The organism is Pseudomonas sp. PDM22 (assembly GCF_014851965.1).
In the GTDB taxonomy this organism is placed as follows: Bacteria; Pseudomonadota; Gammaproteobacteria; order Pseudomonadales; family Pseudomonadaceae; genus Pseudomonas.
The window spans coordinates 1,013,738-1,039,364 of record NZ_JACVAR010000002.1 but is presented as its reverse complement, the minus strand read 5'-3'; the positions used below and the strand labels follow the sequence as shown (position 1 = coordinate 1,039,364).

General features: G+C 65.4%; 22 protein-coding genes. 12 read left to right on the top strand and 10 right to left on the bottom strand.

What is annotated here, in order from left to right:
• Positions 1–6 precede the first annotated feature (6 nt).
• The 3 genes from IB255_RS10400 (at position 7) to IB255_RS10390 (ending at position 3,848) form a co-directional block, all read left to right on the top strand.
• Complete coding sequence (locus tag IB255_RS10400; protein WP_081518092.1) at positions 7–858, top strand: ion transporter; 852 nt, start codon at positions 7–9, stop codon at positions 856–858.
• A 147-nt stretch (positions 859–1,005) separates the two neighbouring features.
• Positions 1,006–2,661 carry a mucoidy inhibitor MuiA family protein gene (locus IB255_RS10395; protein ID WP_225594742.1) on the top strand — a complete coding sequence of 552 codons (1,656 nt, stop codon included), beginning with the start codon at positions 1,006–1,008 and terminating at the stop codon, positions 2,659–2,661.
• Between the two features lie 188 nt (positions 2,662–2,849).
• Entirely contained in the window at positions 2,850–3,848 is a 999-nt protein-coding gene (locus IB255_RS10390) for a sulfate ABC transporter substrate-binding protein (RefSeq protein ID WP_151186440.1), read from the top strand.
• 164 nt (positions 3,849–4,012) lie between these two features.
• On the opposite strand, the gene IB255_RS10385 is transcribed toward IB255_RS10390, so the two are convergent.
• The gene (locus IB255_RS10385) at positions 4,013–4,369 is read right to left on the bottom strand and encodes a DUF1937 family protein (RefSeq protein ID WP_081518089.1); all 357 of its coding nucleotides are present in this window, start codon (positions 4,367–4,369) and stop codon (positions 4,013–4,015) included.
• 67 nt (positions 4,370–4,436) lie between these two features.
• Positions 4,437–5,669, bottom strand: coding sequence for an ethanolamine utilization protein EutH (gene eutH / locus IB255_RS10380; protein WP_081518088.1), 1,233 nt, complete (start codon positions 5,667–5,669; stop codon positions 4,437–4,439).
• Positions 5,670–6,045: 376 nt separating this feature from the next.
• Between eutH and IB255_RS10375 the strand changes: the two genes are divergently transcribed.
• The 4 genes from IB255_RS10375 to IB255_RS10360 all read left to right on the top strand — a co-directional run bounded on the left by IB255_RS10375 (position 6,046) and on the right by IB255_RS10360 (position 11,036).
• A complete protein-coding gene (locus IB255_RS10375) occupies positions 6,046–6,822 on the top strand; it encodes a DeoR/GlpR family DNA-binding transcription regulator (RefSeq protein WP_081518087.1) in 777 nt (258 codons plus the stop codon).
• A gap of 147 nt (positions 6,823–6,969) precedes the next feature.
• Positions 6,970–8,379, top strand: coding sequence for an NAD(P)/FAD-dependent oxidoreductase (locus IB255_RS10370; protein ID WP_192210233.1), 1,410 nt, complete (start codon positions 6,970–6,972; stop codon positions 8,377–8,379).
• Positions 8,366–9,598 (top strand): NAD(P)/FAD-dependent oxidoreductase, encoded by a 1,233-nt coding sequence (locus tag IB255_RS10365; RefSeq protein WP_192210231.1) that lies wholly within the window; start codon positions 8,366–8,368, stop codon positions 9,596–9,598. Before IB255_RS10370 ends, IB255_RS10365 begins: the two co-directional genes overlap by 14 nt.
• A 22-nt stretch (positions 9,599–9,620) precedes the next feature.
• Positions 9,621–11,036: a glycerol kinase gene (locus IB255_RS10360; RefSeq protein ID WP_192210230.1), complete on the top strand. Its 1,416-nt coding sequence runs from the start codon at positions 9,621–9,623 to the stop codon at positions 11,034–11,036.
• A 253-nt stretch (positions 11,037–11,289) separates the two neighbouring features.
• Here the strand turns inward: IB255_RS10360 and IB255_RS10355 are convergent, their stop codons facing one another.
• Both IB255_RS10355 and IB255_RS10350 read right to left on the bottom strand, forming a co-directional pair.
• Positions 11,290–12,387, bottom strand: coding sequence for a P1 family peptidase (locus IB255_RS10355; RefSeq protein ID WP_151186437.1), 1,098 nt, complete (start codon positions 12,385–12,387; stop codon positions 11,290–11,292).
• A gap of 20 nt (positions 12,388–12,407) precedes the next feature.
• A complete protein-coding gene (locus IB255_RS10350) occupies positions 12,408–13,772 on the bottom strand; it encodes an APC family permease (RefSeq protein ID WP_192210228.1) in 1,365 nt (454 codons plus the stop codon).
• A 212-nt stretch (positions 13,773–13,984) separates the two neighbouring features.
• On the opposite strand from IB255_RS10350, the gene IB255_RS10345 reads away from it, so the two are divergent.
• The 3 genes from IB255_RS10345 to IB255_RS10335 all read left to right on the top strand — a co-directional run bounded on the left by IB255_RS10345 (position 13,985) and on the right by IB255_RS10335 (position 17,077).
• Positions 13,985–14,788 (top strand): helix-turn-helix transcriptional regulator, encoded by an 804-nt coding sequence (locus tag IB255_RS10345; protein WP_192210361.1) that lies wholly within the window; start codon positions 13,985–13,987, stop codon positions 14,786–14,788.
• 171 nt (positions 14,789–14,959) lie between these two features.
• Positions 14,960–15,544, top strand: coding sequence for an HD domain-containing protein (locus tag IB255_RS10340; RefSeq protein ID WP_081518080.1), 585 nt, complete (start codon positions 14,960–14,962; stop codon positions 15,542–15,544).
• A gap of 141 nt (positions 15,545–15,685) precedes the next feature.
• Positions 15,686–17,077: an adenylate/guanylate cyclase domain-containing protein gene (locus IB255_RS10335; RefSeq protein WP_081518079.1), complete on the top strand. Its 1,392-nt coding sequence runs from the start codon at positions 15,686–15,688 to the stop codon at positions 17,075–17,077.
• 463 nt (positions 17,078–17,540) lie between these two features.
• Here IB255_RS10335 and IB255_RS10330 read toward each other — a convergent pair whose 3' ends face one another.
• Positions 17,541–18,842: a dicarboxylate/amino acid:cation symporter gene (locus IB255_RS10330; RefSeq protein ID WP_081518078.1), complete on the bottom strand. Its 1,302-nt coding sequence runs from the start codon at positions 18,840–18,842 to the stop codon at positions 17,541–17,543.
• Positions 18,843–19,207: 365 nt separating this feature from the next.
• On the opposite strand from IB255_RS10330, the gene IB255_RS10325 reads away from it, so the two are divergent.
• Together IB255_RS10325 and IB255_RS10320 are read left to right on the top strand one after the other, a co-directional pair.
• Positions 19,208–20,209, top strand: coding sequence for an AraC family transcriptional regulator (locus IB255_RS10325; protein WP_192210226.1), 1,002 nt, complete (start codon positions 19,208–19,210; stop codon positions 20,207–20,209).
• Positions 20,210–20,221: 12 nt separating this feature from the next.
• A complete protein-coding gene (locus IB255_RS10320) occupies positions 20,222–20,617 on the top strand; it encodes a hypothetical protein (protein WP_139791545.1) in 396 nt (131 codons plus the stop codon).
• 226 nt (positions 20,618–20,843) lie between these two features.
• Here IB255_RS10320 and IB255_RS10315 read toward each other — a convergent pair whose 3' ends face one another.
• The 5 genes from IB255_RS10315 to IB255_RS10295 form a co-directional block, all read right to left on the bottom strand.
• Entirely contained in the window at positions 20,844–22,187 is a 1,344-nt protein-coding gene (locus IB255_RS10315; RefSeq protein WP_192210224.1) for an ATP-binding protein, read from the bottom strand.
• On the bottom strand, positions 22,184–22,861 hold the full coding sequence (locus IB255_RS10310) for a response regulator (RefSeq protein ID WP_151186432.1): 678 nt from the start codon (positions 22,859–22,861) through the stop codon (positions 22,184–22,186). The genes IB255_RS10315 and IB255_RS10310 overlap by 4 nt, the downstream gene beginning before the upstream one ends.
• Positions 22,862–22,917: 56 nt before the next feature.
• On the bottom strand, positions 22,918–23,529 hold the full coding sequence (locus tag IB255_RS10305; protein WP_192210222.1) for an outer membrane beta-barrel protein: 612 nt from the start codon (positions 23,527–23,529) through the stop codon (positions 22,918–22,920).
• A 183-nt stretch (positions 23,530–23,712) separates the two neighbouring features.
• The gene (locus IB255_RS10300) at positions 23,713–24,921 is read right to left on the bottom strand and encodes a lytic murein transglycosylase (protein ID WP_192210220.1); all 1,209 of its coding nucleotides are present in this window, start codon (positions 24,919–24,921) and stop codon (positions 23,713–23,715) included.
• On the bottom strand, positions 24,918–25,589 hold the full coding sequence (locus IB255_RS10295) for a polysaccharide lyase family 7 protein (RefSeq protein WP_081518072.1): 672 nt from the start codon (positions 25,587–25,589) through the stop codon (positions 24,918–24,920). Before IB255_RS10295 ends, IB255_RS10300 begins: the two co-directional genes overlap by 4 nt.
• Positions 25,590–25,627 lie beyond the last annotated feature (38 nt).

Sequence of the window (25,627 nt, the reverse complement as noted above, 5' to 3'; positions counted from 1 at the left end):
TCCCCCATGGCCGACTCACCCAGCTGGCGCCAGCGTCTCTACGTCGTCATCTTCCAGTCCGACACCATTGCCGGCCGGCGCTTCGACAGTGCGCTGCTGATAGTCATCCTCGCCAGCCTGCTGGTAGTGATCCTCGACAGCGTCGACGACATCAGCCACGCCTACGGCGGCCTGCTCAGCGACATCGAGTGGGTGATCAACGGCCTCTTCCTCATCGAATACCTGCTGCGCCTGTACTGCTCGCCCAAACCGCTGCGCTACGCGCTGAGCTTCTACGGGCTGGTCGACCTGCTGGCAGTGCTGCCGGGAGTGATCGCCATCTTCTATCCCGACGCGCAGTACCTGCTGGCGGTACGGGTGATCCGCGTGCTGCGCATCTTCCGCATCCTCAAGCTGCGCCAGTACCTGCGCCAGGCCGACTTCCTGCTCACCGCGCTGCGCGGCAGCCGGCAGAAGATCACGGTGTTCTTCGTCTCGGTGATGAGCCTGGTGACGGTGTTCGGCTCGCTCATGTACGTGGTCGAAGGCCCCGAGCACGGCTTCACCAGCATCCCGCGAGGTATCTACTGGGCCATCGTCACCCTCACCACCGTGGGCTTCGGCGACATCACGCCGAAGACGCCGCTGGGCCAGGCCATCGCCAGCCTGGTGATGCTCACCGGCTACTCGATCATCGCCGTACCCACCGGCATCTTCAGCGCCGAACTGCACAACGCCATGCGCCAGGAACGCCCAGCGGGCGCGCTGGACAAGCCTTGCCCCGCCTGCGCCAAGGCCAGCCACGAGGCCGAGGCGGCGTTCTGCTCGCGCTGCGGAAACCCGCTGTTTCCTCGAGCGGACGACGCCACCCAACGCTGACGGCCGATGACCGCTCGTCGTCCATGACGGCATGGCCTCCCCCGTGCTCAACCCGTTTCCACCGCCCTCTTCGTCACACGCTGCATGGACGGACGCCGTGGTGGCGTTCCGCAGTGCCGGCCGCCTTCCAGGCCGCGAGGTGAGCACATGCCCTTTCGATTCCACCCACTGATCCTCGCCATGGCCGGCGCGCTGGCCAGCCCTTCGCTGCTGGCCGCACCGCAGGTGGCCGACAGCCGAATCAGCGCGGTCACCGTCTACACCGACCGCGCCATCGTCACCCGCACCGCCACCCTGCAATTACCTGCCGGCCAGCATGAAATCGCCCTGGAGCAGTTGCCCCTGCGCATCGACGACAACAGCCTGCAGGCCTCGCTCAGCGCCAGCGCCGCCGCGACCCTGCTCGATGTCAGCAGCGCGCCGCAGGTGTCGCCGCCCTCCGCGGACAACCGTCTGCAACAACTGGACGCACAACTGCGCGACATCGAGCGGCAGGAGCGTGAGATCAGCGACCGAGGCAGCGTGCTGGAGAACCAGAAGCAGTTTCTCGCCGACATCCAGGCCAGCAGCACCAAGCCGGGCAAGAACCAGGCACTGCCGAGCATCGACGAACTGAAGAACCTGCTGCAGATGAGCGAGGGCAACCTCGGCCGCATCCTCGACGAGCAGCGCAAGCTCGACCAGCAGGGCGAGGAGTTGCAGCAGCGCAAGCAGGAGCTGGAGAACCAGCGCAGCCACCTGGCTGGCGACGGCACCCACTACAAGCGCGCGATCCTGCGCGTAGCGCTGGAGAAGCCCGCGCAGGTCCAACTGCAGCTCAGCTACACGCTGTATGACGCCTCCTGGCGCCCGGCCTACGACGCCCGCCTGCGCGATGGCGAAGAGCAGATCGAGATGACCTACCAGGGCATCGTCCGGCAGAGCAGCGGCGAAGACTGGACCGACGTCGACCTTACCCTGTCCACCGCCCGCCCCAATCTGGGCAGCAGCGTACCGGCACTCTCGCCGTGGTTCGTCGATACCTTCGACCCGCGCACGGTGATGGCCGCCCGCCCCGCCCCGGCGCCAGCCGCGCCGATGATGGCGCTGGAGGCGAAGAAGGCCCAGCGCTTCGCCGCCGACGAGATGGCCGTTGCCGGTTCGCTGGAAGAGATGCCGGTGGCCGTCGCCGAAGTCAGCGGCGCCACCACCAGCGCCTCCTTCCATATCCCGACCCGTGCCACACTGAACAGCGACGGCAGCTCGCAGAAGGTCTCCATCGCCCAGTTCAAGCTGCCGGCGACCTTCCGCTACCTGGCCACGCCGTCGCTGCGCGAAGCCGCCTACCTGCAGGCCGACACCCGCAACGCCAGCGACTATCCGCTGCTGCCGGGCACACTCAACACCTACCTGGGCAACACCTTCGTCGCCAGCGGCCAGCTGCGCGCAGTGATGCCGGGCGAGACCTTCGAGCTGGCCCTGGGCGGCGACGAGGCGATGTCGATCAAGCGCAAGCTGGTCAACCGCTACACCGACTACACCGGCCTCACCGGCAGCCGCAAGCGCGTCACCTACGAGTTCCGCATCGACGCGCAGAACAACCACAAGACCGAGCAGCGCCTGCAGTTCAAGGATCAGTTGCCGGTCTCGCGCAACGAGCAGATCAAGGTGGCCCTGCTGGCGCCCGAAGACCAGTCCGCCACCCGCGAGGACGACGGCAAGCTGCTGTGGGACTGGCAACTGAAGCCGGGCGAGAAACGCAGCACCACCTTCAAGTTCAGCGTGGAGTATCCGAAGGAGCTGGAAGTCAGCGGGCTGGACTGACGTCCGTCGGGGCAGTCATTGCCCGGCAGGCCTGCTAGGCTGCCGGGCAAGCTTCCCCTTCGTTGGGTGCGGAATTCGCGGAACCGCGAACCGGGTCCCCGCATAAGCAAATAGCCTTTAAGTATTTAAGTGCCATATAACCTGTCGGCATAATCGACACCCAACAACATTGCCAAAAGGAACTGCTCGTGAAACGTCTGTTCAGCGCCTCGCTGCTGGCCGCCGGCCTCGCCCTGGCCTCCACCGCCCAGGCCGCCCAGCCCCTGCTCAACGTCTCCTACGACGTGATGCGCGACTTCTACAAGGACTACAACGCCGCCTTCCAGAAACACTGGCAGGCCGAGAAAGGCGAGAAGATCACCATCCAGATGTCCCACGGCGGTTCCAGCAAACAGGCCCGCGCAGTGATCGACGGCCTGCCGGCCGACGTCATCACCATGAACCAGGCCACCGACATCGACGCCCTGGCCGACAACGGCGGCCTGGTGCCCAAGGACTGGGCCACCCGCCTGCCCAACGACAGCGCACCCTTCACTTCCGCCACCGTGTTCATCGTGCGCAAGGGCAACCCCAAGGGCCTGAAGGACTGGAACGACCTGGTGAAGCCGGGCGTGCAGGTCGTGGTGCCGAACCCGAAGACCTCGGGCAATGGCCGCTACACCTACCTCTCCGCCTGGGGCTACGCGCAGAAGCACGGCGCCGATGAAGCCAAGGCCAAGGAATTCGTCGCCCAGCTGTTCAAGAACGTCCCGGTGCTGGATACCGGCGGCCGCGCAGCGACCACCACCTTCATGCAGAACCAGATCGGCGACGTGCTGGTGACCTTCGAGAACGAAGCCGAGATGATCGCCCGCGAATTCGGCCGTGGTGGCTTCGAAGTGGTCTACCCGACCGTCTCCGCCGAAGCCGAGCCGCCGGTGACCGTGGTCGACAAGGTGGTCGACAAGAAAGGCACCCGCGCCGAGGCCGAGGCCTACCTGAAGTACCTGTGGTCCGACGAAGGCCAGACCATCGCCGCGAACAACTACCTGCGCCCGCGCAACCCGGAAGTGCTGGCCAAGTTCTCCGACCGCTTCCCGAAAGTGGACTTCTTCTCCGTGGTGAAGACCTTCGGCGACTGGCGCACCGTGCAGAAGACCCACTTCGCCGACGGCGGCGTGTTCGACCAGATCTACACTCCGAACTGATTCCGCACCCGCGAAAATGTGAAAGCCGGAGCTGCCCAGCAGCTCCGGCTTTTTTATGGCTCGGCAATCCCCTGCAGGAACACGCCGCTTTTTAGAAGGCATTTGGGGCGCGCCCGCGGGCGTGGCCCGCTCGTGCAAGAAGCCACTGGCTCGCTCGCGTCGGCTCAGTGAAACTCGTGCTTCACCTCGCTCCACAGGCTGACCCGCAACCCACGTGCCTCGAAGAACTCGATCTCGCGGCGAATACCGGCGCTCTGGTCCCAGCCCTCCAGGTCCAGCACCACCAATTCCTCCAGCGCTTCCATGAAGAACGCATCCACCGGCCCCCACATCTTGCCGATGGCCGCCCGGTCCAGTTCCGGCAGGCAGCGATTGATCGGGTGGGACATGGACACCTGGCTGTAGACCGCATGGCCTGACTTGACGATTTCGGCAGCTACCTGATTGCAGGCCGCGAAGCGTTGCTCGACCACTGCGGCGTCCGCATGGCTGTAGGGGCAGGCCAGGAAAATCTTGCGCATGAATACCTCTTGCAGAGAAAAACGCCCCGGCCGGCATCACCGGCGCGGGGCTATGGGAAGGGTTGGATCAGGCGGTGCGCAGTGCGCCGTCCTGTTCCTCGGGCTGCGGGTCCTGCAGGGCGAAACGCTCAGCGGCAGGGACCGAGATCTTGATGGCGATGAAGACGGCGAACAGACCACCAAACAACTTGCCGAGCAGGATCGGCAGAATCAGCGTGGGCTGGAAGTTGGCGGTAAAGGCCAGGTGATCGCCGATGGTGGCCTGGGCGCAGACTCCCAGCGCCACGCACAGCACCTTGTCGCGCGCGTTCATGTACTTGAACAGGTGGTAGGTGGCGATGATGTTCGCCAGCACCATGACGAAGGCCGTGGCGCCGATGCGCGTCAGGTTCAGCTGACGGCCGAGCAGCTCCATGGGCTTCCTGCAGTAACGCTGGAACAGGTAGCAGATGGGGAAGGTACCGGCGAGCATGATGCCGATGTAGCCGGCGATCTCGATGGCGCGGATCAGTTCCTTCTCGTCGGCGAACATCGGGTCGAGCCCCCAGCTGCCGAAGACCTTGGCGAATACCCCGGTGAAGTGCTCGACGATGGACAGGGCCAGGGCGATCTTGATGAAGGCATCCATGATCTTGCCGAACACCAGGAACCCCGAAACCATCATGTTGGCGCGGTACTTCAGCCCCGCCGCCAGCAGGAAGCAGAAGACGAACAGCGGCGCCAGCAGCTTGAGCATGCCGATGAAGTCCAGCGCCAGATAATGCGTGGCCGGCGAAGAGGTGGAGACCAGCTCGCGGACCGGCAGCTCGCCCAGGGTGATCAGCAGCAGCGCCGCCAGCACCGCGAAGGGAATGCTGATCAGCCCGGCCATCGCTCCCAGCGCCAGGTACTTGTGATCCTTGCGCTCGAGCATCGTCAATCCGACCGGGATGAGATAGACGATGGTGGCGCCCGAGGTGTAGCCCACCAGCATCGCCGTGATCCACATGTCACGATTGGCCGTCAGGGCATCAGCCAGCTGATAACCGCCCATGTCGACCGCGATGATCGATAGCGCCGCAATGGATACATCCGAGCCCAGGGCGTGGAAGAACGGCCCCAGCACATGGGAAATCAGCTTCGACAGGTAAGGGATCGCCACCATGATCCCGGCCTGGGCCAGGAACACCGGGCCAATGGAGTGAATGCCATTGACGAATTCGCGCCCCAGCCCGCTGTCGGGCCGCAGTATCGATGCCAGCGCGCCGATGACGGCCCCCAGCATGATCAGATAGATCACGTAATTTCCGAACTCGGCCATCTGCCGTGCACTCCCCTCATCGAGTCTTGTAATGGACGCGTTCAGCGTCGCTGCTTGCCGACCAGTCAGGCGAATGGTCGTTCTGGCTGTGGTTGCTTCGAATGCTCTCTCGCACGCAGCGTGCCAACGCTTGGTTTTAATGTTGATTTGAGGTTTTAAACTGCCTAAATTAATGGAAAAACCACAGCCAGCGACTTCCGTGTCTGAGCAGGGAAAAGCCTTACAGAGCTGTGGGAGATTTTTTCCAAACGTACAGAAGACATGTCTTGCACACCCCACCTGGTGCAAAGCGCGGCTGGCCGGGCGCCCCAATGGTGTGCCTTGGTAACAGTCACGGCCCCAGTGGGTGGCAAGACAATGATCCGGAGAACGGCGCATGCGCCCCAATGAAAGACGGCAACAGATTCTCGAACTGCTCCGCCAACGCGAACGCGTGTCGGTGGATGAACTGGCGCACCTGCTCGCCACATCCCAGGAAACCATTCGCCGCGACCTCGCCGAACTCGCCGCCGGTGGCCACGTCACCAAGTTCCATGGCGGCGCCTCGCTGCCTCCCAGTGGCGAGCACGAGAACGCCTTCCAGACCCGACTGAACGAGCATGCCCAGGAAAAGCGCGCGGTGGCGCGCTACACGGCCGGCCTGTTCGCTCCCGGCGACAGCATCTTCGTCGATACCGGCACCACCACACTGCTGCTGGGGCGGGAACTGGCGCGGCTCAATCGCCTGACGGTCATCACCAACTCGCTGCTGATCGCCAACGAGGCGGCGGCGTCCGGCAATCGGGTGTTCATGATCGGCGGCGAATTCCGCAGCGAATCGCAGCAGAACGTCGGCGCCCTGGCGCTGGAGCAGATCAGCCGGTTCAACGCCGAGCACGCGGTGATCACCATCGGCGCCCTGGACTGTGACGGCGCCATGGACTTCTCCATCGAGGAGGCCGAAGTGGCGCGCGCCATGATTGCCCAGGTGCGTACCCTGACGGTGATTGCCGACTCCTCGAAAATGGGACGTCGCGCACTGTTCAAGGTGTTTCCCCTGAACCGGATCGACCGCCTGGTAGTGGACCGCTCGCCGACCGGCGCGCTGCTCGAAGCCTTGCAGGAAGCGGGTGTCGAGATCCACGTGCCGCCAGTTCGCAACCCGATCAGCTGAGCGGAGCCTGAGGCGAAGGGAATGATCGGCTGTTGACTGAGTTGAAATTAAAAGCCACATTAAAACAACATAACTTCAACACAATTCCGCTAATACGGTAACAAAACCTCCTAAAATGGAGTGTTACCACAGGAAACAGTCAATAAAATGACCGATCATACCGCGAAGGCCGAAACGGCCTTCGACATCGCCGTCATAGGTGGCGGTGTAGTGGGCTGCGCCATGGCGCGCCGCTTCACCCTCGAGGGTGCGCGAGTGGTGCTGCTGGAGCGTGGCGCCGATATCCTCTCAGGGGCCAGCAAGGGCAACAGCGCGATCCTCCACACCGGCTTCGATGCGCCGCCGGGCAGCGTCGAACTGGCCTGCATGCAGGAGGGTTACCAGGAGTACCTGGAGATTCACCGCAAGATGAATCTGCCCCTGCTGGAAACCGGAGCCCTGGTGGTGGCCTGGAGCGAAGAAGACCTCGCCCGGCTCGACGGCATAGTCGCCCAGGCCCACGCCAATGGCGTCATGGACACGGTCAGGGTCGACGGCAGGGAACTGCTCACCTATGAACCCGCGCTGGCGCGCAGCGCGCTGGCTGCCGTGCGGGTTCCCGGCGAACACCTCATCGACCCCTGGTCCGCACCGCTGGCCTACCTGCGCCAAGCCGTTTTGCATGGCGCCGAGGTTCGCCTGGGCACGGAAATCCTCGGCGGCGAGTTCGATGGCGAGTGCTGGTCCCTGCGTTCGGCCGACAGCACGCTGAAGGCCCGCACCGTGATCAACTGCGCCGGCCTGTTCGGTGACGTACTCGAAGAGCGCCTGCTGGGCGAGGCAGCCTTCCGCATCCATCCCCGCAAGGGTCAATTCGTGGTGTACGACAAGGCGGCCTCAAGCCTGATCAACCACATCATCCTGCCGGTGCCCAACGAGCGCACCAAAGGCATCGTGTTCACCCGCACCATCTTCGGCAACCTGCTGGTCGGGCCGACCGCCGAGGAGCAGGACGATCGCGTACACGCTGGCCTGGAAACGCCAACCCTGCAGCACCTGATGGAGGCCGCCGAGCAGCGCATTCCCGGTCTCGTCGGCATGCCGGTCACCGCGACCTACGCCGGGCTGCGCCCCGCCAGCGACAAGAAGGAGTACCGCATTCGTGATCTGCCCGAGCGCCACTGGATCACCGTCGGCGGCATTCGCTCGACCGGGCTCACGGCGGCGCTGGGTATCGCCCGGCATGTCCATCGACTCTATGCCCAGCGGCAAACCCATTTACCGCCGGGCGACCTCCAGTGGCCGCAGCTGCCCAACCTCGCCGAACACCTGCCGCGCGACTGGCAGCGAGCCGGCTATGGGGAAATTGTCTGCCACTGCGAAATGGTCACCGAACGGGAGATCCGCGAGGCGCTCGACGCCCCGCTGCCTCCGGGAGACTTCGGCGGACTGAAACGGCGCACCCGTGCCTGCATGGGGCGTTGCCAGGGCTTCTACTGCGGCGCGCGGGTTGCCGAACTGAGCGCGGGCCGACTGGCCCTGCCACTTGCCATCGGGGCCTGCCATGAACCGCACTGAGACCACCGACGTCGCCATCATCGGCTCCGGCCCGGCGGGCCTGGCTGCCGCCATCGAACTCAAGCGCCTGGGCGTTGCCCGGGTCATGGTACTGGAGCGCGAGAGCGAAGCCGGCGGCATTCCACGCCACTGCGCTCATCCGCCCTTCGGTTTTCGCGAATACGGCCGGTTGCTGACCGGCCCCGCCTATGCCCGTTTCAATGCCGAGACCGCCCGAAATGCCGGAGTGGACATCCGCCTGCGCCACAGCGTCGTCAGCCTGGGGCTGCTGGGGCATCTGGAAGTCGCCACCCCGGAGGGCCCGCTGAAGGTGGAGGCCAGGCGCGTCCTGCTGGCCACCGGCGCGCGGGAGACGCCCCGCTCGGCACGCCTGGTCGGCGGTGACCGCCCCTTGGGCGTGATCAATACCGGCGCCCTGCAATCCTACCTCTACCTGCAAGGGCTCAAGCCTTTCGAACGCCCGCTGATCGTCGGCACCGAACTGGTCAGCCTGTCATCGGTCCTCAGCTGCCGACGCGCCGGCATCCGCCCGGTGGCCATGATCGAGGCGCGTGAGCGCGCCACCGCACGCTGGCCGCTGAGCCTGTTCCCGAAACTCTGCGGCGTGCCGATGCACTTTGGCTGCGAGCTGCTGGACATCCAGGGCACCGGCCGCGTGGAGTCCGCGCGGGTACGGCAGGCCGACGGCAGCATCCGCGAGTTCGACTGCGATGGCGTGCTGCTGACCGGGCGCTTCACCCCGGAGTCCAGCCTGGTGCGCCTGAGCCACCTGCACCTGGACCCGGCCAGCGGCGGCCCGAGCATCGACCAGTTCGGGCGCTGCTCCGACACCAGTTACTTCGCCGCCGGCAACCTGTTGCGCCCCATCGAGACGGCCGGCTGGTCGTATCGCGAAGGCAAGCGGCTTGCCGGGCTGATTGCCGAAGATATCCAGCGGTCGCTGCCGGCTCCCGGCGACTTCATTACCGTGAAGTGCTCGGCGCCCCTGAAGCTCTGCGTGCCGCAGCGCCTGGTACCCAGCGACAAGGTCGGCCTGCAGCAGTTGCAATTGCGCGTGGACCAGGCCGTCAGCGGCGAGCTGCAGGTCTGCCTGGATGGCCGCGAGATCTGGCGCCGCCGGACCTCCTGCCTGCCGGAGCGACGCCTGCTGATCCCGCTGGGCGAGCTCCCACTGACCGCGAGCGTCCAACGCCTCGACATCGCCTTCCTGCCACGCTGAACATCGTCCAAGAGAGCACGCCATGCGCATTGCAGCACTCGACCAGGGAACCACCAGTACCCGCGTTCTGGTCACTGGCCAGGATGGCTCGGCCGACATTCATCTGGCCTTGCGGCATCGGCAGCACCACCCGCAGTCCGGCTGGGTCGAGCACGACCCGCTGGAGCTGCTGGCCAATCTGCAGAGCTGTCTGGAGGCTGCAGGCCCGATCGACGCCATCGGCCTGGCCAACCAGGGCGAAAGCTGCATGGCCTGGGATGCTCGCAGCGGTGAGCCGCTTTCGCCCCTGATCGTCTGGCAGGACAACCGCACCACCGGGCGCATCGAGGAGCTGCGCGCCCAGGGCGGCGAAGCACTGACGCTGGAACGAGCAGGCCTGCCGCTGGACGCCTACTTCTCGGCCAGCAAGCTGGCCTGGATCATCGAGCATCTGCCCGCCGCGCGTGATGCGCTGGCGACAGGGCGACTGCGCCTGGGCACCAGTGACGCCTGGTTCCTCGACCGCCTCACCGGCATCTACGCCACGGATGTCACCACCGCCTCGCGCACCTCGCTGATGAATCTCTCCAGCGGGCAATGGGACCCGGATTTGTGCGCCCTGTTCGGCGTGCCGATCGAGGCGCTGCCGGAAATCCGCGATACCGTCGGGTACTTCGGCGACATCGGTGTGACGCCGGTGACCGCCTCGGTGGTCGACCAGCAAGCGTCCCTTTACGGGCATGGCTGCCGCCAGCCCGGCGATGCCAAGATCACCTTCGGCACCGGCGCCTTCGCTCTGACGCTCAGCGGCGACCGCATCATTCGTTCGCCGGAAAACGGCCTGCTCGCCACCATCGCCTGGCAGCTCGACGGCAAACCCGTCTATGCCATGGATGGCGGCGTGTACGACGCCAGCGCCGCCGTCGAGTGGGCCGGGCGGCTGGGGTTGTTCAGCGATGTCTCCGAGCTCGCCGGATTCGACCAGCCGGCAGCCATCAGTCGCGGGCTGGCGTTTGTCCCTGCGTTGTCCGGGCTCGCCTGTCCGCACTGGGACCGCAGCGCCGGAGCACTCTGGCTGGGCATGAACGCCGCCACCACCCGCGAGGACATGTGCCAGGCACTGCTGGAGGGCGTCGCCCTGCGCAGCGCGGAGGTGATCCGCTCGATGGATGGTTTCCTGACCGTCACCGACCGCCTCTCCATCGACGGCGGCCTGGCCCGGAGTCCCTACTTCGCACAGTTCCTCGCCGATATTCTGCAGCGCCACATCACCACGCAACGCTTCGACGAGCTCACCGCGTTCGGCTGTGCTGCGCTGGCGGCGCGCGGCCTGGGCGTTGAGCTGAAAGCTCCGCGCAACACCTGCACCGAGTTCCGCCCGAAGATCGACAAGGCGACCGCGGAGCAATGGCAGGCGCGCTTCAGCGATGCCATCGGCCGTAGCCGCGGTTGGCGCTGACGGCGCGAAAATGAAAGCCGGAGCTGCCCAGCAGCTCTGGCTTTTTTCATGGCACGGCATTCCCCTGCAGGAGCGCGCCATGCGCGCGATCGCGCCCCTGCATTTCTAATAAGCGGCCCGCTCCTACAGGGATGCTCGCCGCCAACTGTTTTTCGTAGGAGCGAGCTTGCTCGCGAACCCGCCCAGCTCTGGATCTGCCGGAAAATCCGTTCGCGAGCAAGCTCGCTCCTACACATCCTGCAAATACGTCACGTCATCCCTTCCAACCGACCTCGCGCAACGCTGCCAGCAGGCGCTCCCCACTCAACGCCGGCACCAGCACGCCGTCATCGGTGCGCATGTCCTTGCCGGCCAGCAGCACGTTGACGATGGCTTCCTCCACTGCCTCGGCGGCGGCGGAGAACAGCGGCGAGATGTGGTCGTTGTTGAGCATTTCCAGCGCCGTGGCGAAAGGCAGGTCCTTGCGCCCATAGTCTGCCGGCGGCAGGTCGCGGTTGCCGGTGGCGAAGGCCAGGAAGATGTCGCCGCTGGAGTCGTCGGTACCGCCCCCCGTGCGGGCGATCCCCAGCGAAGCACGCTGCGCCAGGCGCTGGCACTGGTGCGGCAACAGCGGCGCGTCAGTGGCGAGGATCACCACGATGGAGCCCATGCCCGGCGTGCCCTGCTCGGCGAAGGGTGACGGCAGGTCACCCAGCTGGCGGCCGACCGGGTAACCATCCACCCGCAACTCGCGACGCTGGCCATGGTTGGCCTGTACCAGCGCGCCCACGGTCCAGCCGCCCTGCTCCATCGGCAGCTTGCGCGAGGAGGTGCCAATGCCGCCCTTGAACTCGTGGCAGATCATCCCCGTGCCGCCGCCCACCGGCCCCTCCCGCACCGGACCGGATTCAGCCGCGGCCAGCGCCTCGCGCACCTGTTCGGCGCCGATGTGCTGGCCCCAGATGTCGTTGAGCAGCCCGTCGTAGGTTTCCATCACCACCGGCATGCACCAGTAGATCGACGGGTCCGCCAGTTCGGCATGTTCGGCGGCGATCAGCGCATCGCGCACCGTGCCCACGCTGTGGGTGTTGGTGATGGCGATGGGCGTGGTCAGCAGCCCTGCCTCGCGAATCCACTCAAGCCCGGTGGCGTCGCCGTTGCCATTGAGCACGTGGCAGCCGGCGAAGCAGGGTTGCTGGCGCGCTGCGCCGTCACGGGGTTGCACTACCGTGACGCCGGTGCGCACGGCCTTGCCGTCATGCTCGCCGATCAGGGTGCTGTGGCCGACGCGGATGCCGGGAACATCGGTGATGGCGTTGAACTCACCGGGAGTGCCCAGGCCGAGGGTGATGCCGAGTTGACGAGCGCGCATGCTGTCTCCTTGGTTGGGTTTCAGAGCTTCTGGAAGGCCGGACTGAGCTTGCCGTAGGTGCTGTAGAGAATCACCGACACGGCCAGTATCCCGACAATGATCATGACGTCCCGCGAAGAGGCGTCCAGTAGCAGGTTGAGCAACAGGTAGCCGGCGCCGACCACCGCCAGCATCGCCGGCAGCGGCCACAGCGGCATGCGGTAAGGGTGTTCACGGTCGCGGCGCAGTACGCGGCTGAACAGCGCGCAGAGCGCCACCACCAGGTAGACCATCACCAGCAGCAGTACGGTGAAGGAGGTCAGCTCCTCCAGGTTCGAGCTGAAGCTCAGCGCCGCCGAGGGCACGCCGAGGAACAGCGTGGCGATCCACGGCGATTCCCAGCGCGGGTGGATGCGGGTGAACGCGCGGTTCATCAATGGCGTCCACAGCTCGTCGCGGCCGCTGCTGAAGATCACCCGACCGACCTGGATGACGATGGCGACGATGGCATTGAACACCGAGAGGAAGATGCCGGCGCTGACCAGCCGCGACAGCGTTGCATTGCCGTGGGCGGTGAGCAGGTAGCCGACCGGATCGGGGCTGGCGATCATGTCCTTCAGCGAAGGCGCGCCCAGCAGCAGTGCGGTCAGCGGGACGATCTCGATCGCCACCACCAGCACCAGCGACCAGATCACCGCGCGGTGCACATTGCGCCCACCGCACTTCATGTCCTCGGCCAGCAGCACCGCGCCGCCGAAGCCGTTGTAGGAGAACAGCGCGGTGCCCACGGCGCCGATCACCAGCGCCCAGGGCGCGGCGGCCAGTATCCCGCCGTCGATGTGCTGTGGCTGCACCAGCACGCTCACCGGCTGGCTGACGTGGCCGAAGCCGAGCACCACGATCACCAGCAGCGCCGCCACTTCGCAGAGCAGGAACACACCGGTGATCCAGGCGTTCACGCGGATGTTGAGGATGCCCAGCACGTAGCTGGCGGCGACTATCACCAGGGCGACGGTCTGGGTGTCGAAGCTCGTCCCCAGGGCGTTGTTCAGGTAGGTCGCCGCGCCCGTCGCCAGTACCGGCGGGATGAACAGCAGCGAGACCAGCACGGTAAGGAAGGTGGCGTAGCCGGCGAGACCACCGAACACGCGCTTGGCGTAGACGTACTCGCCGCCAGCGGAGCTGTGCGCGCGGCCGAGTTCGGCATAGCACCAGGCGAACATCAGGGCCAGGAAGCCGGCGAAGACGAAGGCCAGGAAGGCGCCGCTGCCGGCCTGCTGGATGGCGAAGGGGGCGATGACGAAAACGGAGCTGGCGGGAGTGACCGCCGAGACGGTGATCGCGACTACGTCGGGCACGCCCAGGCTGGGCTTGAGCGCGCTCGCTGGCGCAGGGGAAGCGCTCATATCGTTGTTTCCTCGTGTTGTTATTGGTGGCTGAGGCAGGAACGAAAACCTTGTTGCGCCCTCTTGCTCGGGGCGTCAGGTGGCGCTGAGTCTGTGCGTGGCAGGCAAAGCGGCCAATCACCATTTGGGGTTACGCCCCCTTGACGGCGAACCGGTAAAAGGAGGAAACCGTGGGCCGAACCCACGCCGCCTCTTTCGGAGAAACGCCGCCGATGCACACCCTGTTCCGCGAGGTCGGCATGCACGCCAACCTCGGCCGCGCCATCGAGCAGATCGGCCAGCCGCGCTTCTGGAAGCAACTGGTCCTGCTGCTGCACCAGTGGTTGCCGTTCGATAACGCCCTGGCGATGTTCTACCCGGCCAGCGGCACCCCGGTGGCGCTGGAGGAGTACGACGCCGAGCCCACCGCCGGCCCGGCCGCCATGGCCATCTACCTCGACGGCCTGTTCCAGCTCGACCCGTTCTACCAGGCCTGCCGCGAGGGCGTGCCCAGCGGGCTGTACCGGCTGGAGGAAATCTCCCCGGACCAGTTCCGCCAGAGCGAGTACTTCCTCAGCTACTTCCACGACAACGTGCTGGAGGACGAGGTGCAGTTCATCCTCCAGCTTCCCGGCCAGGGCGCGCTGTCGCTGTCACTGGGTATGCGCCAGCTGTTCGATGGCGAGCAGACCGGTCTGCTGGCGATGCTCTGCCCCTGGGTGCTGGCACTGATGCAGCAGCACTGGCAACAGCGCAGCCAGCGCCTGCTGCCGGGCACAACCGACGGTGTGGCGGTGCAGGTGCGCGACGCCCTGAGCCACTTCGGTGCCGGCGTGCTTTCCGAGCGTGAGCTGGAGATCGCCCGGCTGATCCTGCGGGGTTACTCCTCCAAGGCCATGGCCGAGCGCCTGGCGATCTCGCCGGAAACCATCAAGGTCCACCGCCGCCACCTGTACAACAAGCTCGACATCTCCTCGCAGCCGGAGCTGTTCTCGCTGTTCCTGCAGTCGCTGGGGCACGACCCGCAGAATCCCTGAGCGTCGCCTCAGGCCAGAGCAGCCGCCATCCGCGCGGCTGATGCCAAGCCATTCGCGCCCACCGGGACACCCTGCTGGCGTTGCACGGACACTACCGCGTGCCCGTCAGGCTTCTAGACTGGACCCGTGCCATCCAGACACGCCACGACAATCACAAGAGAGCACAGCCTGATGAACGCACGCGCCAACTTCACCCACATGGAAGACGGCAGCGCCGAGGACTGGGCGATCATCGCCAAGGACTTCGGCCAGTACGCCGCGCTTCTGCCCGACCGGATCATGACCCACCTGCGCCTGCTCGACGGCGACTTCGGCGGCTTCCCGGTGGACCGCCTGACCCACTCGCTGCAGACCGCCACCCTGGCCCACCGCGATGGTCGCGACGAGGAGTACGTGGTCTGCGCCCTGCTCCACGATATCGGCGACACGCTCGGTTCGTTCAACCACGCCGACATCGCCGCGGCCATCCTCAAGCCGTTCGTCAGCGAGGCCAACCTGTGGATGATCGAGAAGCACGCGATCTTCCAGGGTTACTACTTCTTCCATCACCTGGGCCTGGACCGGCACCTGCGCGAGCAGTTCAAGGACCACCCGCAGTTCGAGCAGACCATCGAATTCTGCGCGCGCTACGACGCCGCCGCCTTCGATCCGGACGGCGAAGTGCTGCCCCTGGAGTTCTTCGAACCCATGCTGCGCCGGGTCTTCGCCCAGCCCCGCCGTTCGATCTACCAGAAGCCCGATGGCACGATGGCCTGAGGGTCCCGTGGTGACCGGCGGTCCGCGACGAAGAGTGGCGAACCGCCGCTGGCCCGGGGGCTGCGCATGGAATAAGATTCCTCCCAAAATCAGACGCGCAATTGGCCACGAGCCTACGCGCACCAGGGAAGTTTCTTGCGCATGAAGCCTAACGTTCTTGAGCGTTCCAGCAGTCCGCTCACCCCCGCCCCTCTGCGCGAATACCATTCCCGCGTGCTGGCGTATATCGCCGTCGCCGCGACCATCACCGCCGGCACCTTCGCCAGGTACTTCGGCTACGAGATCCTCTGGATGATCCCGTACGCCCTGCTCTACCCGCACCTCGCCCAGCAGGTCAGCCGCCGCTTCAAGCGTGACAACCCGCAACGCACCCGCCTGGTACTGCTGTTCATCGACGCCCTGCACGCCGGCATCGCCACCACGCTGCTGGGCTTCTCCGAAGTACCCAGCCTGATGCTGGTGCTGATCCTCGCCTTCTCCGCGCTGATCATCGGCGGCCTGCGTTCCCTGGGCCTGGCACTGCTGGTGGCGCTGAGCGCCGCGGTCCTCAGCGCCGCGCTGATCGCCCCGGCCTACAAGGGCCAGACGCCGAGCATCGTCGCGCTGGTCAGCGTGCTGTTCTCCACCCTGTACATCTGCATCACCGCCTTCTTCGTGCACCAGCAGGGCCTGCGCCTGGCCCAGGCCCGCTCGGACATCACCCTGGAGCAGGAAAAGGCCGCGCGCCTGGCCAGCAACCTGGCCAAGTACCTGTCGCCACAGGTGTGGGAATCGATCTTCAGCGGCAAGCGCACGGTGCGCCTGGAGACCCAGCGCAAGAAGCTCACGGTGTTCTTCTCCGACATCAAGGGCTTCACCGAGCTGTCCGAAGAGCTCGAAGCCGAAGCCCTTACCGACATGCTCAACAACTACCTCAACGAGATGTCGAAGATCGCCCTGAAGTACGGCGGCACCATCGACAAGTTCGTCGGCGACTGCGTGATGGTGTTCTTCGGCGACCCGGCCACCCAGGGCGCGAAGAAAGACGCCGTGGCCGCCGTGTCCATGGCCGTGGCCATGCGCAAGCACATGAAGGTCATGCGCCAGCAGTGGCGCGCCCAGGGCATCACCAAGCCGCTGGAAGTGCGCATGGGCCTGAACACCGGCTACTGCACCGTGGGTAACTTCGGCGCTGACACGCGCATGGACTACACCATCATCGGCCGCGAAGTGAACCTCGCCAGCCGCCTGGAAAGCGCCGCCGAAGCCGGCGAGATCCTCATCAGCCACGAGACCTACTCGCTGGTCAAGGACGTGCTGATGTGCCGCGACAAGGGCCAGATCGCGGTGAAGGGCTTCAGCAAGCCGGTGCAGATCTACCAGGTGGTCGACTTCCGCCGCGACCTGGGCTCCAACCCCAGCTTCGTCGAGCACGAGGTGCCGGGGTTCTCCATGTACCTGGACACCAACAACGTGCAGAACTACGACAAGGAACGGGTCATCCAGGCGCTGCAGCAGGCGGCGGAGAAGCTCAAGGACAAGATCATTCTTTGATCGTCCCGATTTCCTCGCCGGCAGCTCGAATTCGCAGAATTGTTCTCCCTTCGCTGACGCCTCCCCTATCGCGGATGGAGACCGCTCCTGCGCTCGCCGGGTGCCATCTGCCGTCCGGCAAGGCTGACGCCTTGCGTCGCGGGCATGGCCCGCTCCTACACCACACCGGATAGCCCCGCGCCAGCCCCCCTGCAGGAGCGGGCCATGCCCGCGATCCGTCGCCTGGCGACGGCCATCCCAACCACAACTGCTGGGCCATGCGCGCCGCCGTGGCCTGGCTTGCGAACCCGCCCCACTCCGCAATTGCCGGGAAAGGCTTCGCGAGCAAGAGCCAGGCGCCCCCTCGCTCCTACGAAGAGCCGCCGTCTTTCACCCGCCCATAAAAAAGCCCGCTCAATCGAGCGGGCTGGAAAGGCTCCGGCGCTTCACGTTCACCGGGCCGAATTGCTCGTTGAGGAACTCGTCAGGAGGGCTGAAGCTCCGCGGAGTTGCCCGGGCCGGCGGCCAGTTCGGTGGACAGGGTCTTCTCGTCCAGCTGCTTGCACCACTTGGCGACCACGATGGTGGCCACGCCGTTGCCGACCAGGTTGGTCAGGGCGCGGGCCTCGGACATGAAGCGGTCGATACCCAGGATCAGCGCCAGGCCGGCAACCGGCAGGTGGCCGACGGCGGACAGGGTGGCGGCCAGCACGATGAAGCCCGAACCGGTGACGCCGGCAGCACCCTTGGAGGCGATCAGCAGCACGACCAGCAGGGTCAGCTGGTGGGTGATGTCCATCGGGGTATCGGTGGCCTGGGCGATGAACACCGCGGCCATGGTCAGGTAGATCGAGGTGCCGTCCAGGTTGAACGAGTAGCCGGTGGGGATCACCAGGCCGACGACGCTCTTGTCAGCGCCCAGCTTCTCCATCTTGGCGATCATGCGCGGCAGGGCCGACTCGGAGGACGAGGTGCCCAGCACGATCAGCAGTTCTTCGCGGATGTAGGAGATGAAGCGCAGGATGCTGAAGCCGTGGGCGCGGGCGATACCGCCGAGCACGATCAGCACGAACAGCAGGCAGGTGATATAGAAGCACAACATCAGCTGGCCCAGCTGCACCAGCGAGCCGAGGCCGTAGGCGCCGATGGTGAAGGCCATGGCACCGAAGGCACCGATGGGAGCGACCTTCATGATCACGTTGATGATGTTGAACATCACGTGGGTGATGCGATCGATGAACTCGAACACCGGCTTGCCGTAGTCACCCAGGCGGTGCAGCGCGTAGCCGAACAGCACGGAGAAGAACAGCACCTGGAGGATGTCACCGTTGGCGAAGGCGCCGACCACGGTGCTGGGGATGACGTTCATGAAGAAGTCGATGGTGCTCTGCTTCTCGCCCGAAGCGATGAAGCCGGTGAGCGCCGCGTTCTTGTTCATTTCGGCGGTCAGCGTGGCGACGTCGGCGTGCATGCCGGCACCCGGCTGGACGACGTTGACCACGACCAGGCCGATGATCAGCGCGACGGTGGAAACGATTTCGAAGTACAGCAGCGCCATACCGCCCGTCTTGCCCACGGCCTTCATGCTCTGCATGCCGGCGATGCCGGTAACCACGGTGCAGAAGATGATCGGCGCGATGGCCATCTTGATCAGTTTGACGAAGCCATCGCCCAGCGGCTTCATCAGTTTGGCGGTGTCGGGGTAGAAGTGGCCGAGTGCGATACCGATGGCGATGGCGATCAGTACCTGCACGTACAGGCTTTTGTAGAAGGGTTGCTTGGTCATGGCAGCTCTGTCCTCACGGGCGAGTGCTCCCTGGGAGGAAACACAAGACCGAACGCGTTATCTCCCTGCAATGGGAGAATTTGTTTTCAGGGCATGCCAGAAGGCAGGCCTTGATCGCATATGGCAAGTGCTGTGCCAGACCTTTAAAAAATATGTAATCCCTTTAAATTCAATAGCTTCCGTAAAAAGTCGCGGCACGGAAGGCCTCAGAAATGGCGGAAACCCGCCTCCTGGCTGGCGGGTTTCCCGCCCTCTGGCGGGTATCCGCCACGGCCTTCGTACCGTAGATTGTAGAACTCCGATCAGGTTCGATCGGGTTAACCGCGCGGCTGTTGGACGTGCGGCCAGAACAACAAGGACCGCTCATGCGTGAACGCACCATTGCCAGCCATTTCGTCCGCGCCGCCGTCCACGGGGCCCAGCGCAAGGGGCTGGATGTCCAAGTCCTGCTGCGTGACGCCGGTATCGCCCCGGCCATCCTCGACGAGCCCCGCGCACGCATCGATCCGTCGCAGTTCACCTGCCTGATGCAACTCCTGTGGGAAGTGCTCGACGACGAGTACATGGGCTTCGGCGCCATGCCCAGCAAGCGCGGCACCTTCGCCATGATGTGCAACGCGATCATCCACTGCCGCACGCTGGAAAAGGCTCTGGGACGCGGCGCGCTGTTCTACGGACTGTTTCCCGAGGCGCCACGGATCGAGCTGGTGCGCGACGGCGACCGCGCCCGCCTGACCCTGGACGAAACGCACCTGCGCGACCCGGACCACTTCCTCGCCGAGAGCCTGCTGCTCATCTGGCACCGCCTGGCCAGCTGGCTGATCGGCCAGCGCATCCGCCTGGAGGAAGCTACCTTCAGCTACCCGGCGCCCGAGCATCAGGCCGAGTACGACCTGCTGTTCCCCTGCCCTCGCCGCTTTTCCGCCGGCAGCACCAGCCTGCTCCTGCAGGCGCGCTACCTGGACATGCCGCTGCTGCAGGACGAGCGCACGCTCAAGCACTTCCTCAAGGATTCCCCCGCCGACCTGCTCGCCCGCCCCGATGGCGGCGACAGCCTGACCAGCCAGATCCGCCGCCTGCTCGGCCGCGACTGCCGCAGCTGGCCGGACCTGGAACAGGTCGCCGCGCAACTGCACATGAGCCCGCAGACCCTGCGCCGCCACCTGCGCGAGGAAGGGCCGAACTTCCAGGAGCTGAAGGATCAGTTGCGTCGCGACCTGGCGATCTACTACCTGGGCCGCGACGAACTGTCGATCCAGGACATTGCCGACCAGCTCGGTTTTTCCGAGCCCTCGGCGTTCCATCGGGCTTTCAAGAAATGGACGGGGCTGACGCCGGGGGCCTATCGTTCGCAACACTCCGAATGAATAGGTAATGCCATGAGCACTCCGCCCATCGCCGCACCTCTTGCCGATGCCGAGGAAAAAGCCATCCAGCTCAGGCAAGCAAACCGTCTGATATTGCAGGGCTTTGCAGGAGCCGTTGGAAGCGTGGCAAAAATGGCATTCGCCATTGCATTATTCGCCGCCAGCCCGGAAGTAAGGCTAGGCCGCACAGGTGTTGCAATTGGATTGGCCTTGCTCGCATTTGGTTTGCTCCGAAAAAGTCGTGCATGCGCCGCGACCTTGCTGCTCTATGCCCTGTTTACAGTAGTTTTTACAGCCAACAATTCAGCGTGGACTCCGTGGTGGCTAATCCAGCTGGCCATTGCGTGGCTTCAAGTGCAAGGGCTGCGAGGCACGTTGCTGCATGCCCAGCTCAAGCAAGCAAACTAGACCGTAGGGCGCATAACCCGGAACGGGTTATCCGCCGATTGCTCTCGCGGCGGATAACGCTGGCGCGTTATGCGCCCTACGACTAAAACGAGGCTCCGGTGCGTGGGCGTTCGCGAGCAAGCTCGCTCCTACGAAGAGCGGGCCCTGCATAGCGGTCTTCGGCAGCACAGGTCGACCGGCTTTTCTGTAGGAGCGAGCTTGCTCGCGAACCCGCACCGGCGCCCGATCACCCTGGCAAGCGAATCCTGAAACACGCCCCGCCCATCGAGGAATCCTCCAGCGCCAGCTCGCCGTCGTAGCTGTCGATGATGTCCTTCACCACCGCCGTGCCGATGCCCTGGCCGGGGTGCTGGGTGTCCAGGCGCTCGCCGCGCTTGAGGATGCGTTCGCGCTGGCTGGCCGGCACGCCGGGACCGTCGTCCTCGATGATCAGCTCGAACAGCCGGCCGGGCTTGCGTGCGCTGACCTTTACCGTGGTCAGGCACAGGCGGTAGGCGTTCTCCAGCAGGTTGCCGAGCATCTCCAGCAGGGCGCCCTTCTCCAGCGGCAGGGAAAAGCCCGGCGGAATCTCCCGCTCCAGCTTCACACGCTTGTCGCGGTAGACCTTGTCCAGCGCGCCGCCAATGGTGTCCAGCAGTGGATCGAGTTCCGCACGGTGGCGGATCAGGCCGCTCTTGCGCATCGTTGCGCGCTGCAACTGGTAGCCGATCTGCTGGCTCATGCGCTCGATCTGGGTCTGCAGCACCTGCACCTGCTCGCGGTTCTTCGGCTCGTCGGCGAGGGTTTCGCTGACGCCCTGCAGCACCGCCAGCGGCGTCTTCAGGCTGTGGGCAAGGTCGCCCAGGGAGTTGCGATAGCGCTCGCGCTGGGCGCGCTCACTTTCCAGCAGGCGGTTCACCGAGTCGGTCAGGCGCAGCATCTCGGCGGGGTGATCGTCACTCAGGCGCTCGCGGTCGCCGGTCTCGATCTGGTCCAGTTCCGAACGCAGGCCGCGCATGGAGCGGAAGCCCCAGCCGAGGCCGAGCCACAACAGGCCCAGCAACAGCAGCAGCGCGCCACCCAGCCAGAGGTAGAGCTGGTCGCGGAAGCCGCTGACCAGCTCGCGGAACTCGCTTTCCGGCTGCATGGTGACGATGCTGTAGGCCGCACGCTTGCCACCGAGCAGGTCGATCTCCACGTCGTAGACGAAGAACTCCTGGCCGGTGGCGTCGCGGATGCGGGTGAACTCGTCGATCAGGCCGTCGTACTTGGGCGAGTAACTGACGCTCTCGTCCTGGGCCGAGGTGGAGCGCCACACCAGCCTGCCGGACTGGTCGTAGATGAAGCCCAGCAACTTGGACTCTGGGAGGTTGAAGTCCTCCACCGGCAGGTGCTCGGGCATGCTCAGGACATTGCCCTCGATGCGCGCCGAGGACACCAGGGTCGCCACGTCCGCCGCCAGGCGCTGCTGGATGGCGTTCTCCAGGGCGATGCTGAACGCACGCTGGAGAGCCGGCAGCAGCGCCGCCATGAACAGCACGGCGAGAATCGCCGCACCGATCATCAGCCGCAGCCGCAGCGAGCGGATCATTTACACAGCTCGTTGAAGATATAGCCCTGGCCGCGCACGGTATCGATCGGCTTGAAGCCCGCGGCACTCTCCAGCTTGCGGCGCAGGCGGCCGACCAGCACTTCGATGACGTTCGGATCGCGCTCGTCGTCGTCCGGGTAGAGCTGCTCGATCAGGCGCTCCTTGGCCACCACCTGCTGGTGATGGCGCATGAGGTATTCAAGGATGCGGTACTCGAAGGCCGTCAGCTGCAGCGACTCACCGTTGACCAGCGCCTGCTTGCGGTTGGTGTCCAGCACCAGCGGGCCGGCCTCGATGCTCGACTGGGCGAAGCCGCTGGAACGGCGCAGCAGCGCGTTCAGCCGGGCCTCCAGCTCTTCGAACTGGAAGGGCTTGACCACGTAGTCGTCGGCGCCGGCGGCCAGGCCTTCGACCTTGTCCTGCCAGTTGCCGCGAGCGGTGAGGATGAGAATGGGGAAGGTCTTGCCCTGGCTGCGGAATTCGCGGATCAGGTCCAGGCCGCTCATGCCCGGTAACCCGAGGTCGATCATCGCCAGGTCGTGATGGTATTCGCTGGCGCGGTACAGCGCCTCTTCGGCATTGGCGACGGCATCGACCACATGGCCTTGCTCGCCGAGCCGGGTATACAGGTGATGGCGCAACAGCGCCTCGTCTTCCACCACCAGCAGTTTCATGCGCGTGCTCCCTGAGTCAGGCAACCGGGCCACGCGGGGCCCGGTTGCGGTACCGGTCAGAACTTGTAGTTGGCACCCAGGTAGAACTGGGAGCTGCTGTGCAGGTCAAGGGATCCCACCTTGCCGCCGCCGTGCGGGCTCATCTCGGTACTCGCGTTGGTACGCAGGTAACGGTAGCCGCCTTCTACGGATGCGTTCTTGCCGAGTTCCTGGAGGATACCGGCTTGGGCGCCGATGGCGTAACCCACATCGCTGTCGCGGCTGTAGCCCTTGGAGTCCTGCTCCAGCTTGACCAGGCCGGCGGTGCCGCCGCCGAACAGCTTGGTGCCCTGGTCGCCCAGCGGCAGGAGGGCGTCGTAGCTGCCGAGCAGGTTCTGCTGGCGCAGCTTCAGGCCGTTCTCGGTGTCGGAGACGTTTTCATAGGTGACGTAGTAGCGACCCTGCTCCATCTGCTGGCCGGCGCGTACGCCCCAGGTGCCGCTGTTGTTGATCACGCTGTCGAATTTCGGGTTGCCGAGGTTGCGGTTCAGCGCATCGGACTTCTGGATGTTGTTGCTGGTTTCACCCCAGGTCATACCGACGAAAGTGTCGGCGGCATTGGCTGCGGTAGCGGCGACACTGGCACCGAGAATGGCGGTGGCGAGGGCGATTTTCTTCATGGTTTTCATGGGGATTCTCCCGTCAAGGATGTCTGTAATGTGTTGACGGGGAGTAGGTTACGAGGGGGGCACTGAACCGAACCTGTCGGACTGCTGAACCAATGCTGAACGACCTGGCTGTAGGAAATTTCGCTCATACAGAAATGCAAAGCCCCGGCACAGGCCGGGGCTTTGCTGGAGCGGGAAGGATGCTCAGCCGCCCTGCAACGCCTTGAGGATCTTCTGCCCCGCGCGACCGTCCGCTGGCGTCATACCGCGCTTGTTCTGCTCCTGCTGGATCGCCTTGCGCGTCACGTCGCCGATCATGCCGTCGGGCTGGCCGATGTCGTAGCCACGCTGGATCAGCAACTCCTGCAGCTCCTTGCGCTGCGCCCGGCTCAGGCCCGGATCGTCGGTCGGCCAGGGCGTGCGCAGGCCCTGCTCGCCACGCAGGCGATCGGACAGCAAGGCAATGGCCAGCGCGTAGCTTTCCGCCGCGTTGTAGGAATAGATCGCGTCGTAGTTGCGCAGCACCAGGAAAGCCGGGCCGTTGGCGCCCGCCGGCAGCAGGATCGCCGCCTTGGAATCGATGCTCGGGATCGGCTTGCCGTCGACGCGCTTCACGCCGCGGCTGGTCCAGTCGGACAGCGCACGGCGCTTGGTGCGCCCGGCCAGCGAGGCGTCGAAGCCCGCCGGCAGTTTCACTTCGTAGCCCCACGGCTGCCCTTCGCGCCAGCCGGCCTTGCGCAGGTAGTTGGCGGTGGACGCCAGGGCATCGGCGGTGCTGCCGACGAGGTCGCGATGACCGTCGCCGTCGAAGTCCTCGGCGATGCGCGCGTAGGTCGAGGGCATGAACTGCGTCTGGCCAAAGGCGCCCGCCCAGGAACCGGTGATGCCGCTGTCGCGGATATCGCCCTGCTGCAGCAGCTTGAGGGTGGCGATGAACTCGCCCTGGAAGAACGACTGGCGCCGCCCGTAGCAGGACAGCGTCGACAGCGACACCAGCAGCGGGCGCTTGCCGGTGATGCGCCCGTAATCGCTCTCCACGCCCCACACGGCGACCACCGTGGCCGGGTCGACCTGATAGCGCGCCGCGACCTTGCGCAGCAGGTCGGCATGCTCGGCCATGCGCGCCTTGCCGTCGGCCACGCGTTGGTCGTCCACCAGCCCGGCCAGGTAGTCCCAGATCGGCGTGGTGAACTCGGGCTGGGCGTCCAGCAGCGGCAGCACGCTCATGTCCGGCTGCAGGCCTTTGGTGAACTGCGCGAAGCTGGCGGCGCTGACGCCCTTGGCCTGGGCTGCGCCCTGCAAGCGGTTCAGGCAGGAGCCGAAATCGTCGCCCGGCGCTGCCTGCGCCAATGCCGCCGGGAGCAGCAGGGACAAGGCCAGGGACGCGCGGCGCGCGATGGAGGAAGTCTTCATTGGTGTCGAATGCTCAGATCGGTGAAGGTGGCGCGCCCGCCCTCGCTGGCGGGCCCGCGATTGTCCTGCAGGTAGAGCCCTGCCTTGAAGTACAGGCCCTGGTAGGCCCATTTCGTATCCAGTTGCTGGCTGACCTGGCCGCCCTCGACCTGCACGCTCAGCACCCCGCTACTGGACACGCCCAGCCGGTAGGTAAAGGTATCGCCCAGCGCAATGCCGTCATAGACGGTATAGGTGCGCGTGGTGATGTCGTCCGGCCGATCGCGAACCAGCGCCTGTACCCGCGCCTTGTCCAGGCGCTGCTGGTAGACCAGCTTGACCAGCGGCAGGGCCTCGGCGCTGCCGCTGCCGTTGCTGTGGATCTGCCCGATGACCATGCGCCGGCTGGAGGGCACGGATTCCACGCGCAGGGTGGCGACCATCAGGTTCTCCGCCAGAGGATAGCGCCAGGTCACCAGGCGGCCGTCGGGCTTGGTCTCGCGCAGTTCGGTACGGGGATATTCGCTGCCGCTGGTGTGGGCGCCGTTCACCGGCACCCAGAACTCCACGCCATCGGTGCTGCGGCGGAAATACGGGCTCTCGTAGTCACGGCCGAGTTTCGCCGTGGAAATGGTCGCGGCCGGGCCGCGTTGGGGAATGGTCAGATTCCAGGTGCTCAGGTCCAACATCGGCCTATCGCTTCGCGGGTCAGGACATGGGCGCAAGG